The sequence below is a fragment of the Janthinobacterium sp. FW305-129 genome, from assembly GCF_020858115.1.
Lineage (GTDB): Bacteria > Pseudomonadota > Gammaproteobacteria > Burkholderiales > Burkholderiaceae_D > Janthinobacterium.
Genome location: NZ_JACYMM010000001.1, coordinates 560,102 through 573,596 on the forward strand (window position 1 = coordinate 560,102; position 13,495 = coordinate 573,596).

8 protein-coding genes and 2 tRNA genes are annotated in these 13,495 nt (G+C 63.5%); 3 read left to right on the plus strand and 7 right to left on the minus strand.

All coding sequences use genetic code 11. The features are described 5' to 3' along the window. Positions 1-164: 164 nt before the first annotated feature. Positions 165-1,112, plus strand: coding sequence for an AraC family transcriptional regulator (locus tag IGS61_RS02415; protein WP_230538133.1), 948 nt, complete (start codon positions 165-167; stop codon positions 1,110-1,112). On the opposite strand, the gene IGS61_RS02420 is transcribed toward IGS61_RS02415, so the two are convergent. Next, positions 1,094-4,666, minus strand: coding sequence for a hydantoinase B/oxoprolinase family protein (locus IGS61_RS02420; RefSeq protein WP_230538134.1), 3,573 nt, complete (start codon positions 4,664-4,666; stop codon positions 1,094-1,096). The genes IGS61_RS02415 and IGS61_RS02420 overlap by 19 nt on opposite strands. A 129-nt stretch (positions 4,667-4,795) precedes the next feature. Here IGS61_RS02420 and IGS61_RS02425 point away from each other — a divergent pair, with 129 nt between their 5' ends. Further along, entirely contained in the window at positions 4,796-6,337 is a 1,542-nt protein-coding gene (locus tag IGS61_RS02425) for an NAD(P)H-hydrate dehydratase (protein ID WP_230538135.1), read from the plus strand. 8 nt (positions 6,338-6,345) lie between these two features. Here IGS61_RS02425 and IGS61_RS02430 read toward each other — a convergent pair whose 3' ends face one another. Beyond that, positions 6,346-6,993 (minus strand): ABC transporter ATP-binding protein, encoded by a 648-nt coding sequence (locus IGS61_RS02430; RefSeq protein ID WP_070218863.1) that lies wholly within the window; start codon positions 6,991-6,993, stop codon positions 6,346-6,348. A gap of 133 nt (positions 6,994-7,126) precedes the next feature. Here IGS61_RS02430 and IGS61_RS02435 point away from each other — a divergent pair, with 133 nt between their 5' ends. Then, positions 7,127-7,816: an arylesterase gene (locus IGS61_RS02435; RefSeq protein ID WP_329958031.1), complete on the plus strand. Its 690-nt coding sequence runs from the start codon at positions 7,127-7,129 to the stop codon at positions 7,814-7,816. Positions 7,817-7,887: 71 nt separating this feature from the next. Here the strand turns inward: IGS61_RS02435 and IGS61_RS02440 are convergent, their stop codons facing one another. From IGS61_RS02440 to lon, 5 genes are all read right to left on the minus strand, one after another. Further along, positions 7,888-9,813 carry a SurA N-terminal domain-containing protein gene (locus tag IGS61_RS02440; protein WP_268993678.1) on the minus strand — a complete coding sequence of 642 codons (1,926 nt, stop codon included), beginning with the start codon at positions 9,811-9,813 and terminating at the stop codon, positions 7,888-7,890. A gap of 411 nt (positions 9,814-10,224) precedes the next feature. Then, positions 10,225-10,301 (minus strand) — tRNA-Asp (locus tag IGS61_RS02445). 17 nt (positions 10,302-10,318) lie between these two features. Further along, positions 10,319-10,395, minus strand: a tRNA-Asp gene (locus tag IGS61_RS02450). A gap of 125 nt (positions 10,396-10,520) precedes the next feature. Continuing rightward, on the minus strand, positions 10,521-10,793 hold the full coding sequence (locus IGS61_RS02455; RefSeq protein ID WP_010398442.1) for an HU family DNA-binding protein: 273 nt from the start codon (positions 10,791-10,793) through the stop codon (positions 10,521-10,523). A 204-nt stretch (positions 10,794-10,997) separates the two neighbouring features. Next, positions 10,998-13,409 carry an endopeptidase La gene (lon, locus tag IGS61_RS02460; protein WP_230538137.1) on the minus strand — a complete coding sequence of 804 codons (2,412 nt, stop codon included), beginning with the start codon at positions 13,407-13,409 and terminating at the stop codon, positions 10,998-11,000. Positions 13,410-13,495 lie beyond the last annotated feature (86 nt).

Here is a 13,495-nt window from a genome sequence, read left to right on the forward strand (position 1 = left end):
TATCTATAGGTGTGTGGCGAGGGGAACGCGTGCCATGCATGCGATTGCACAAGTGTGCCCCAGATGCCCGGTGTCCGTTACCGCGATCCTGCAAGACCTTTGCACGATCCTCCAAATCTGCGTAAGATCAAGCCCCGCCCCCCTCGCCTGACACTTACTGCACCATGCCCGCACAGATCCTCCCGCAAGATGAAATCGCCGCCCTGATCAGCCGCCACGCGCCGCGCAACGGCGACTATGCGACGGCCATCGCCAACCTGACGTTCCACCGCCAGTCGTCCGTCACGGAATCGCTGTTCCACGCGGCGCGCCCCAGCGTGGCCATCATCGCGCAGGGCGCGAAAGACGTCACACTGGGCAGCGAAACCTTCCACTACAGCCGCATGCAGTACCTGCTGACGTCCGTCGACCTGCCGGTGCAGGTACGCGTGGCGCAGGCGAGCGAGGAACAGCCGCATTTGTGCGTGGTGCTGGGCATCGACATCGCCGACGTCGCGGCGCTGCTCGACGGCGAAAGCGCCGGCAGCGCGGGTGGCGCGGCGCAGCAGAAGATCCTGCCCGCCACGCGCGGCATTTCCGTCAGCGACGTCTCGCCCGAACTGCTCGACGCCATGCTGCGCCTCGTGCGCCTGCTCGACAAACCGGGGGAAATCGCCGCGCTGGCGCCCCTGATCCGCCGCGAGCTGACGTATCGCCTGCTCAATGGCCCCGTAGGCGCGCGTTTGCGCCACATGGCGCTGGCCAGCAGCCAGTCGCACCAGGTGGCGCAAGCCATCGACTGGATCAGGCACCATTACGCGCAGCCGCTGCGCATCGAGCACCTGGCCGGCATGGCGAACATGAGCATGTCGTCGCTGCACCACCACTTCAAGGCGATTACGGCGATGACGCCGATGCAGTACCAGAAGCTGCTGCGCCTGCAGGAAGCGCGGCGCTTGATGCTGGTCGAGCAGATCGACGCCGGCACGGCCGGCTACCGGGTCGGCTACGCCAGCGAATCGCAGTTCAGCCGCGAATACAGCCGCCAGTTCGGCCGCGCTCCCATGCGCGACGTGGGCCAGGTGCGGGCGCAGCTCAGCGGCGCCGGCACGGCTTACTCCAACTTGCCGTAACCGCCCCCGCCAGGCGTCTCGATGACGAACACGTCGCCCGCCTGCATGGCGGTCTTGCCGATGTGCGCCAACTGCTCCACCGTGCCGTCCACGCGCTCGACGTAGTTGCGCCCCAGCGCGCCCGCCTCGCCGCCATCCATGCCGAACGGGGGAATAATGCGGTTGTTCGACAAAATCGCCGCCGTCATGGGTTCCAGAAAGCGCACACGGCGCACGCCGCCGTTGCCGCCATGCCAGCGCCCCGCCCCGCCGGAACCGCCACGGATGCTGTAGCTGTCGAGCCGCACGGGAAAGCGCCATTCCAGAATTTCCGGGTCCGTCAGGCGCGAATTGGTCATGTTCGTCTGCACCACGTCCGTGCCGTCGAAACCGGGACCGGCGCCCGAGCCGCCCGATATCGTCTCGTAGTACTGGTATTTCTCGCTGCCGAACGTGAAATTGTTCATCGTGCCCTGCGAGGCGGCCATCGCCCCCAGCGCGCCGTACAGGGCGTTGGTGATGCAGGTCGAGGTTTCCACGTTGCCCGACACAACGGAGGCCGGGTACTGCGGATTGAGCATGGAGCCGGGCGGGATGATCACGGTCAAAGGCTTCAGACAGCCCGCGTTCAGCGGAATCTCGTCGTCGACCAGGGTGCGGAACACGTACAGCACGGCCGCCATGCAGACGGCGGACGGCGCATTGAAGTTGTTCGGCAGCTGGGCGGACGTGCCCGTGAAGTCGATGACGGCGCTGCGTGCGGCCACGTCGACCGAAACCGCCACCTTGATCTGCGCGCCGTTGTCCAGGTTCAGCGCGTAGCTGCCATCCTTCAGGGTGGTGATGACCCTGCGCACTGCCTCCTCGGCGTTGTCCTGCACATGGCCCATGTAGGCTTGCACGACCTCGATGCCGAAATGCGCCACCATCTTGCGCAGCTCTTCGGCCCCCTTCTGGTTGGCCGCCACCTGGGCGCGCAGATCGGCCACATTCTGCTGCGGGTTGCGCGCCGGCCAGCTGGCGCCCGCCAGCAAGGCCAGGGTTGCGTTTTCGCGCATCGCGCCCGTGGCGCCGTCGACCAGCTTGAAATTATCGATCAACACACCCTCTTCCTCGATGCGCGTGGAGTCGGGCGGCATCGAGCCTGGTGTCGTGCCGCCGATGTCCGCATGGTGGCCGCGCGAACCCACGTAAAACAGGATGGCAGCGCCGTTTTCGTCAAACACGGGAGAAATCACCGTCACGTCGGGCAAGTGCGTGCCGCCGTGATACGGGTCGTTCAGCATGTACACGTCGCCGGGCCGCATGGCGCCCGCATTGCGCGTCATGACGGTGCGGATGCTCTCGCCCATCGAGCCCAGGTGCACGGGCATGTGCGGCGCGTTGGCAATCAAATGGCCTTGGGCGTCGAAGATGGCGCAGCTGAAATCGAGCCGCTCCTTGATGTTGACGGAATGGGCCGTATTCTGCAGGCGCAGCCCCATCTGCTCGGCGATCGACATGAACAGGTTGTTGAAGATTTCCAGCATGACGGGGTCCGCATTCGTCCCGATGGCGACACGCTCCGGCACGGCGACGACCCTGCGCAAGATCAAATGGCCGTGCGCCGTGACGTCGGCGCGCCAGCCCGGCTCGATCACGGTGGTGGCGTTGGCGTCGCTGACGATGGCCGGGCCATCGATGGCGTCGCCGGGACGCAGGCTGTCCGCCGCATACAGGCCGCTTGGCCGCCACGCGCCGGCGCAGTACATGGCCACCGTCTGCACGGGCGCCAGTGCACCTTCACGGGACGCATACGCGGGCGCGGCCGGTTCCGGCGCATCGGACACGCCAATGGCTTCCACGGAAATGGCTTCGACGATCAGCGCGCGCGCCGGCATCAGGAACGAAAAGCGCTTTTTGTACGCCGCTTCGAACTGCGCCTGCATGCCGGCCAGCGTATCGGACAGCACGACGAGGGCCGTATCCGTGCCTTCATAGCGCAGGTGCACGCGGTGCACGAGCGCGATGCGCTCCCCCGCCACGCCCTGGCGCAGCAAGTCGCGCCGCGCCAGTTCGCCCAGCGCCGCGAAATCGGTGTCCAGTTGCGTGCCCAGGGCCGCTTCGACGGCCCGCTCGCGCATGGCGCTCTGGTCGGCCAGGCCCATGCCGTAGGCCGACATCACGCCCGCCAGGCTGTGGATGAAGACCGTGCGCATGCCCAGCGCATCGGCCACCAGGCAGGCGTGCTGGCCGCCCGCGCCGCCAAAGCTGGTGAGCGCATATTCGGTGACGTCGTGCCCCCGCTGCACGGAAATCTGCTTGATGGCGTTGGCCATATTGCCCACGGCGATGGCGACATAGCCTTCGGCCACCTGCTCCGGCGTGCTATCTACCGTGCGCGCCAGCGCTTCGAACTGGGTACGCACGGTGGCCGCGTCCAGCGCCTCATCGGCGCCGGGACCGAAGACATGGGGAAAGAAGGCGGGCTGCAGCTTGCCCAGCATGACGTTGCAGTCGGTGACGGCCAGCGGGCCGCCGCGCCGGTAGCTGGCGGGGCCGGGATTGGCGCCCGCGCTGTCCGGCCCCACCTTGTAGCGGGCGCCGTCGAAATGCAGGATGGAGCCGCCGCCCGCCGCCACCGTGTGGATGCTCATCATCGGTGCGCGCATGCGCACGCCGGCGATCTGCGTCTCGAACACGCGCTCGAATTCGCCCGCGTAGTGCGACACGTCGGTGGACGTGCCGCCCATGTCGAAGCCGATGACCTTGTCGAAACCGGCCAGCGCGCTGGCGCGCACCATGCCGACGATGCCGCCGGCGGGGCCGGACAGGATGCTGTCCTTGCCCTGGAAGGCGCGCGCATCCGTCAAGCCGCCGTTCGACTGCATGAATTGCAGGTGCACGCCGGGCAGCTCCATCGCCAGCTGGTCGACGTAGCGGCGCAGGATGGGAGACAGATAGGCGTCGACCACGGTGGTGTCGCCGCGCGCCACCAGTTTCATCATGGGGCTGACCTCGTGCGACACGGACACCTGCGTAAAACCGGCCTCGCGCGCCAGCTGGGCCAGCCGCGCCTCGTGCGCGTGATGGCGGTAGCCATGCATCAGCACGATGGCGATGGCGCGCACGCCGCGCGCGTAAGCCTGTTCCAGCGCGGCCCGGGCGGCCGTCTCGTCGAGCGGCGCGACCACCTCGCCATGGGCGCCCACTCTTTCATTGATTTCAATCACGTCGCCGTACAGCAGTTCGGGCAAGATGATCTGGCGCGCAAACAGCTGCGGGCGGTTCTGGTAGGCGATGCGCAAGGCGTCGCGGAAACCGCGCGTGATGGCCAGCACGGTCGGCTCGCCCTTGCGTTCGAGCAGCGCATTGGTGGCCACCGTCGTGCCCATCTTGATGGCCCCCACCTGCTCCACGGGCAGCGGCGCGCCGGGCGCAAGGCCCATCAGCTGGCGCATGCCGGCCAGCGCCGCGTCGCGGTACTGGCCCGGGTTTTCCGACAGCAGCTTGTGCGTGGCCAGGCTGCCGTCAGGACGGCGCGCCACGATGTCCGTAAAGGTGCCGCCCCGGTCGATCCAGAATTGCCAGTCCATGTGTTGAGCTCCACTATGTGAGATGGCTATTGTAGCCGCCAAACAGGGGCGCGTTTCAGGCGTGCGCGCCTTGCCTTTCGCCCGCTTCGGCCTTATGTTGAAGGCATGCTGACTAACGGAACACGCGCCATGACACTGATCGACTCCGCAACACCGCTGTACGCCATCGCCGAACTGCGCGCCATCGAACAAGCCGCCCTGCGCGGCCTGCCGCAAGGGCTGCTGATGCAGCGCGCGGGCCAGGCCGCCGCCAGTGCCGCCCTGAAGCTGCTGCACGGGCAGGAAGACGGCGACGCGGGCCACCGGCGCGTGCTGGTGCTGGCCGGCCCCGGCGACAATGGCGGCGATGCGCTGGAAGCGGCCGCGCACCTGGCCGGCAGCGGCACCGAGGTGCTGATATGGCTGGCGCCCGAGGCGCAAGCCACGTCGCCCGAACGCGAACAGGCCCTGAGCCGCGCCCGCAACAGCGCCGCGCGCTTCATGGACGCGGCAACGTCCATGGCGTCGGCCGCCGTGGGCGCCGCGCCCTGGCACCTCGTCATCGATGGCCTGTTCGGCATCGGCGCCTCGCGCCCGCTGGACGGCGAATGCCGCGACATGGCGCAGCTGGTCAACAATCTCGATTGCCCCGTGCTGGCGCTCGACGTGCCCAGCGGCCTGCATGCGGACACGGGCGCCATCGACGGCGTCGCCATCCGCGCCACGCATACGCTCACCTTCATCGGCGACAAGCCGGGCCTGCACACGGCAAATGGCCGCGACTATGCGGGTGAAGTGGAAGTGGCGGCGCTGGCCATCGACCCATCGCTGCTGCCGCCCGCCAGGGCCCAGCTGGGCGGCTTGCACCTGTTCGCCCGCCAGTTGCAGCCGCGCCGGCAGAACACGCACAAGGGCAGCTACGGCAGCGTGGCCGTCATCGGCGGCGCGCAAGGCATGGCCGGCGCGCCCATCCTGGCGGCCCGCACGGCCCTGCATGCGGGCGCGGGAAGAGTGTATATCGCCTTTCCCGACGCGCCGCCCGCCTTCGACAGCGGCCAACCGGAACTGATGTGCCGCCGCGCGCAGGACGTGGATTTCTCGGGCCTGCACTTTGCCGCGCTCGTGGCGGGGCCGGGCCTGGGGGACGACGTCGATACGGTGGAGCTGCTGCAACGCACGTTCGAGAGCGACAGCCCCCTGCTGCTCGACGCCGATGCGCTGAACCTGATGGCGGCCGAGCCGGAGCTGCAATCGGCGCTGGCCGTGCGCACGGGCGCGGGAGCGACGATCCTGACCCCGCATCCGCTGGAGGCGGCGCGCCTGCTCGACCTGACGGTGGCCGAGGTGCAGGCCGACCGCCTGGGCGCGGCGCGCCAGCTGGCGGCGCAGCTGGGTGTCATCGTGGTACTCAAGGGTTCGGGCACGGTGATCGCCGCGCCCGATGGCAGCGTCGTCGTCAACAACACGGGCGGCCCCGCGCTGGCGACGGCCGGCACGGGTGACGTGCTGTCCGGCCTGTGCGGCAGCCTGCTGTCGCAGGGCTGGCCGGAATGGGAAGCGGCGCTCGGCGCCGTGTGGCTGCACGGCGCGGCAGCCGACGCGCTGGTGGCCGCAGGCAGCGGCCCTATCGGCTTGACGGCGGGGGAATTGATACCGGCAATCCGCAGGTTGATCAATGCCTTGTCGGCATAGTTAAAACGCTATACCAGCCGCCCTGCCGCAATCGTAATCGTCCGGCCGCAACGGGCCGCGATCGAGCTGTCGTGCGTGACAAGCACCAGGGTCGAGCCCCGTTCGCGGTTCAGCTCGAACATCAGCTGGATCACGGCTTCGCCAGTGGCGGCGTCCAGGCTGCCCGTCGGCTCGTCGGCGAACAGCAGCGGCGGTTCCGTCACAAACGCGCGCGCCAGGGCCACGCGCTGCTGCTCGCCGCCGGACAGGTATTTCGGATAGTGTTTCAGGCGGCTGCCCAGGTTGACTCTGCCCAGCATGGCTTGCGCCTTTTCCTTCGCATCGGGGTCGCCCCGCAATTCCAGCGGCAACATGACGTTTTCCAGCGCCGTCAGGTGGGCCAGCAGCTGGAAGGACTGGAACACGAAACCGAGCTTTTCCTTGCGGAAACCAGCACGGCCGTCTTCATCGAGGGCGAAGATATCGGTGCCATCGAGCACCACCTTGCCGTCGCTGGGCGTGTCCAGTCCCGCCAGCAAGCCCAGCAACGTCGACTTGCCGGAACCGGAGGCGCCGACGATGGCCAGCGTCTCCGCCGTTTGCACGGTAAAATCGACTTGATGCAGGATGGTCAGCTCACCATCGGCATCGGGTACGCGCTTGGCCAGCTGGACCACTTCGATGGCCGGCCGGGCATTTTGGCTGTTTTGACTGTTTTGGCTGTTGCTTGCGGCGGGCCGCTGGTCCGCTCGCCGTGCGGCTGTCTCTGACGGGAGAAAACTGGTGGAAGTCGCTTTAGGGAATTCGGGCATGCTGATCTATCTTAAAAAATTTCGTGAACAAATAAGTGTCGAGGACGCCAACCGCGCACGGCGGCGCACCCTGTCCTTGCTTCCTGCGGCAGCCCTGCTCCTGATGTCAGGCATGACGAACGCCTATTCTGCACCAAAAACGCTGCTGGTGCTCGGCGATAGTCTCTCGGCCGAGTATGGGCTGGCGCGCGGCACGGGCTGGGTGGCGCTGCTGGAACAGCGGCTGGCCGCACAGCAGAACGACACGCGCATCGTCAACGCCAGCATCAGCGGCGAGACCACGAGCGGCGGCCGCGCCCGCCTGCCGGCCCTGCTGACCAAGCACCAGCCCGACGTCGTGCTGATCGAACTGGGCGCCAACGACGGCTTGCGCGGCTTGCCCGTGGCGGCCGCCGAAGCGAATCTGCGCGCCATGGGCGAGGCCGTGAAAAAGACGGGCGCGCAAGTGGTGCTGGTGGGCATGCGCATGCCGCCCAACTATGGCCGCGCCTACGGTGAACAATTTTATGGCGTGTACGGCAAGCTGGCGAAGGAATGGAAGGCGCCGCTCGTGCCCTTCATGTTCGAAGGCATCGCCGACCAGCCTCAGCTGTTCCAGGCCGACCGCATGCACCCGAATGCCAAGGCGCATCCGACCATCCTGAAAAACATCTGGCCGCAACTGGCGCCGTTGCTGAAAGCCAAGTAAGCCTGTCGATTCAGCAGACAAAAAAAAATAGCCGCTCGAAAGCGGCTATTTTTATGCATGGAAACTAAATCTTACGGCGCTTCCGGCGCTGCGGCGGCTGGGGCGGTGACCGGTTTGACGATCTTCACCTTAGCTTTGGCTTTCAGGTATTCGACGTAGTCGAACATTTCCTGTTGTGCCAGGATGCCGCTGATCTGGTCTTTCTCTTGCTGGCGGCGCGCTGCGTCCACTTGCGCCGGCTGCTGCACCTTGGCGATGCGGTAGATGCCGTAGCCCAGGGCTGGCAAGTCCACGCCCACATAGGCTGGCAGCTTGCTCGTGTCCGCCTTCATGACTTGCGCGATGGCGGCGCGGTTGATGCCGTCCAGCTTGCTGCGCGACACCCATTGGGCGGCGCCGAAACCGGTGACGTCGCCCGAAGCCTTCAAGGCGGCCAGCTTGGTCTCTCCCGCTTTCTTCGCCAGCTTTTCCGCTTCTTCCAGGGTCACGCGCTGACGGATCATCGCTTCGACTTCGGCCAGAGGACGCTTCGAGGCGGGCTTGAATTCCACCACGCGGCCGGCGATCAGCACGTTCGGCGCGACGGTGACGGCTTCCGTGTTGCGCTTGTCTTTCAGCGAATCGTTCGAGAAGATGGCGGCCAGGAACTTGGCGTTGTTGAACGGCGCCTTGCCCAGTGCCGGCGACGGCGTGCGCGACAGGTTGGCGGCGGTTTCCACTTTCAGCTTCAGCTTGTCGGCCACCGGTTTCAGGCTGTCCGATTGCTCGTACACGGTATTGGTGAAGGTTTCCGCCATTTCCGAATATTTCTTGGCAGCAAATTGCTTGCGCAGGTCGGCCGTGATTTCGCCGCGCACTTCGTCCAGCGCACGCACGTGCTGTGGCTTGAGCGAGGTGACGGTCAGGATGTGGTAACCGAAATCGGAAGCGACGACGTCGCTGATTTCGCCTTGCTTGAGCTTGCTGACGGCGCTCAGCAGCGGTGCCGGCAAGCCATCCTTGCCGATCACGCCCAGGTCGCCGCCCTGCTCGGCGGATGCCGGGTCTTCCGACTTGGCCTTGGCTACGGCGGCAAAGCTGGCAGGCGTTTTACGCACGTCAGCCAGGATGGCTTCCGCCTTGGCCTTCGCGGCTGCCTTGTCGGCGGCCGAGGCGTCTTTCTTGACGGCTACCAGGATGTGGCTGGCCTGGCGCGCTTCTGGCGTCGTGTAGGCTTTCTGGTTCTTCGCGTAGTAGGCGGTCACGTCGGCGTCGCTGACGTCGACTTGCTCGCCGGCAGCGCTGTCGTCCAGCACGACGTATTCGATCTTCGCTTGTTCCGGGATTTCGAAGAACTTGCTGTTCTTGTCATAGAAAGCCTTGATCATGGCGTCCGTCACTTTGACTTCCGGCACGTACTGGGCGATCGGCAGCAGCAATTCCTGCACTTCACGCTCTTCCGAGGTAATGTCGGACAGGCGCTTGGAGACGGTGTTCGGCGCGAAGGCCGTGCCTTGCACGGCGCCGGCCAGTTGCTGCAGGGCCAGGTCGCTGCGGCGGCGCGCATCGTACATCTGCGGCGTCATGCCTTGGGCGGCCAGCATGGCCTTGTAGCGTTCCAGGTCGAATTTACCGTCCGGCAAGGTCAAGCCTGGAATTTCCAGTACTTCCTTTTGCAGCACGGCATCGCTGATGACCAAGTGGCTACGGCCCACTTCGGCGGCCACGGCGCGCTCGGCGATCAGGTTGTCGAGGATGCTCTGGCGCGCTTCCGGCGTATCGAACATTTTCTGGTCGAACTGCTCGCCCATCATCTGGCGGTAGCGGTCGATCTGCTGGCGTTGCGCTTCTTCATATTGCTGCTGCGTAACGACCTGGTCGCCGACCTTGGCGATGGTGTTCGCGCCGTCGCCGAAGCTTTGGTAGCCGCTGATACCGACCAGTGCAAAAGACGGGACGATGACCAGCATCAAGAGAAACTGCATCAAGCGTCGATGGGTACGAATAAATTCAAACATGGTCAGCCAATTCGGGATGAGTGGATCACTATAAAAAAAGGCGAACATGCGTTCGCCTTGATTTCTTCGGCGGAATGGACGGGACAGATGTCCACTTCCCCTTTAGATTCAACAACTTGGCGCTGGAACTAAAGCAGGATTCTGACGCCCAAGCCATTATCTCCTGATTCTACAATGCCCATAGCGCTATAGCAAGGGTAAATCAGGGCGCGCGCCCTGCCCTGGCGCCGCGGGGACGGCAAGGCGCCGGATCCGGGCATTTAACCCGGCGCAGCTTAAAGGGGATTTAAGCACAGGTGTTTTTATTCAAAACGGCGGGAAGGGATTTTAGAAAGCAGGCGCGCCGAGATAATCGGGCGCTGAAAAAGAAAAACCCGCGCTACTTATTCAGCAGCGCGGGCTTCTATATTCTGGCGGAGCGGACGGGACTCGAACCCGCGACCCCCGACGTGACAGGCCGGTATTCTAACCAACTGAACTACCACTCCTTAAGAGCGTATTTTTTTGGCGGAGCGGACGGGACTCGAACCCGCGACCTCCGACGTGACAGGCCGGCATTCTAACCAACTGAACTACCACTCCGAAAAATACACAGTACTGCTTGCATTTGTATCCAGGGCTGTTATTCGAAGAACTTCAACCCTGAAATCGCGGCACCCGAAGGCGCCGCCAAATGTTTCCGGTGATTGTCACCTCACCGAAGTCCGTTAGTTTACAGCATCCTTCAAAGCTTTACCAGCTTTAAATTTTGGAACTTTTGCTGCTTCGATCGTGATCGCTTCTTTGGTACGCGGATTGCGGCCGGTACGCTCAGCGCGTTCGCTGACCGAGAAAGTGCCAAAACCAACCAGCGTCACGCTGTCGTTGTTTTTCAAAGTTTCCGTCACGCCGCCGATAACAGCGTCGAGTGCGCGCGCAGCGGCGGCTTTGGAAATGTCAGCTTTTTCAGCAATGTGGTCGATCAATTCAGTCTTGTTCACTAGCATCCCCAATTACAAAGGTATAAAACGTTTACCGTATCGTTGCGGCACTTTTGGCACCACAGCTGTCCGGCGAAAAAAATGTGCAGGCGTATTAAACAAGCCACACTGTATATGTGTCAAGCGCTTTGGGGGCGCAATTCACGTTTCAATATAAAACAAGCGCTCTAAAAGCGCTTGTTTGGGGAAAACAGGGGTAAAACGTTAGTGTTTTACCACCTCGCCAGCCGCATCAGGCTTCGTCGCGGCGGCCGTGACAGCCTCCACCGCAGCCACTTCAGCCAGTGCTTCCGGCATGCGTTCGAGGGCGATTTCCAGCACTTTATCGATCCAGCGCACGGGAACGATCTCCAGTTTGTTCTTGACGTTGTCCGGAATTTCGGCCAGGTCTTTCACATTCTGCTCTGGAATCAGGACCGTCTTGATGCCGCCGCGATGGGCCGCCAGCAGCTTTTCTTTCAGGCCGCCGATCGGCAACACTTCGCCGCGCAAGGTGATCTCGCCCGTCATCGCCACATCGGCGCGCACGGGAATGCCCGTGAAGACCGAGACCATCGCCACCGTCATGGCCGCGCCAGCCGAAGGACCGTCCTTCGGTGTCGCGCCTTCCGGCACGTGGATGTGGATGTCGCTCTTCTCGAACACGTCCGCCTTGATGCCCAGGCGCTGTGCCCGGCTGCGCACCACCGTGCGGGCTGCCTCGATCGACTCTTTCATGACGTCGCCCAGGGTACCCGTGCGGATGATGCCGCCCTTGCCCGGCATCGACACGGCTTCAATGGTCAGCAGATCGCCGCCCACTTCCGTCCATGCCAGACCGACCACCTGGCCCACCTGGTTTTCTTTCTCTGCGACACCAAAATCGTAGCGGCGCACGCCGAGGAATTTGTCCAGGTTCTTCGAGTTGACGATGACTTTCTTGTCGGATTTCTTCAGCAGCAGCATCTTGACCACCTTGCGGCAGATCTTCGACACTTCACGCTCGAGCGAACGCACACCGGCTTCTCGCGTGTAGTAGCGGATGATGTCGCGCAGGGCCGACTCGGCCACCGAAATTTCATCTTCCTTCAAGCCATTGTTCTTGATCTGCTTCGGCAGCAGATAACGCTGCGCGATGCTGGTCTTTTCATCTTCCGTGTAACCGGACAGACGGATCACTTCCATGCGGTCAAGCAAGGCTGGCGGAATATTGTACGAGTTCGACGTCGCCACGAACATCACGTCCGACAAGTCGAAATCGACTTCGATGTAATGGTCGGAGAACGTGTGGTTCTGTTCCGGGTCCAACACTTCCAGCAGGGCCGACGAAGGATCGCCACGGAAATCGGCGCCCATCTTGTCGACTTCATCGAGCAGGAACAAAGGATTGCGCACGCCGACTTTCGACAGCGATTGCAATATCTTGCCCGGCATCGAGCCGATGTAGGTGCGGCGGTGGCCGCGGATCTCGGCTTCGTCGCGCACGCCGCCCAGGGCCATGCGCACGAACTTGCGGTTCGTCGCGCGGGCGATGGACTGGCCCAGCGAGGTCTTGCCCACGCCCGGAGGACCGACGAAGCACAGGATAGGCGCTTTCAGCTTGTCGACGCGCTGTTGCACCGCGAGGTATTCCAGGATGCGCTCCTTGACCTTGTCGAGGCCGTAGTGGTCGCCTTCGAGCACTTTTTCCGCATTCGACAAGTCGTTATTGACCTTGGATTTCTTTTTCCAAGGCAAGTTGACCAGGGTGTCGATGTAGTTGCGCACGACGGTGGCTTCGGCCGACATCGGCGACATCAGTTTCAGCTTCTTCAGCTCGTTGGTGGCCTTGTCGAGCGCTTCCTTCGGCATTTTGGCCGAAGCGACTTTTTTCTCCAGCTCGTCGAGGTCGGCACCATCTTCGCCCTCGCCCAGTTCTTTCTGGATCGCCTTGACTTGCTCGTTCAGGTAATACTCGCGCTGCGACTTTTCCATCTGGCGCTTGACGCGGCCGCGGATGCGCTTTTCCACCTGCAGGATGTCGAGCTCGCCTTCGAGCTGGCCCAGCAGGTGCTCGAGGCGCTTGGCCACGCTGAAAATTTCCAGGATGACTTGTTTTTGCTCAAGCTTCAGGGGCAGATGCGCGGCCACCGTGTCGGCCAGGCGGCCGGCATCGTCGATACCCGACAGTGAAGCGAGGATTTCCGGCGGGATCTTCTTGTTCAGTTTGACGTACTGGTCGAACTGCTGCACGATCGCGCGGCGCATGGCTTCGACTTCCGACTCGTCGCCCGGCTCGGACTCGAGCGGCGTCAGGTCGGCGATGAAGTGCGTCGGCGCATCGCTGATGTGGTTGATACGGGCACGCTGCGCGCCTTCGACCAGCACCTTGACGGTGCCATCGGGCAGCTTCAGCATTTGCAGAATATTGGCAACGCAGCCAATTTCATAGATATCCGAAGGAGACGGCTCGTCCTTCGCGGCTGCTTTTTGAGCGGCAAGCATGATGCTCTTGCCCTGCTCCATCGCAGCTTCCAGCGCCTTGATCGACTTTGGACGGCCAACGAACAGCGGTATCACCATATGCGGGAAAACGACGACATCCCGCAACGGCAATAACGGCAGTTGAGTTTGCTCAGTTAATTTGGAAGTTGTCATGGCGTACCTTATAGAAAGCGTGTTTACGATGTTGGCGCTCGCTGCCAAAACACAAGACCGGCGAGAATAAATAATTCTGTGAAACA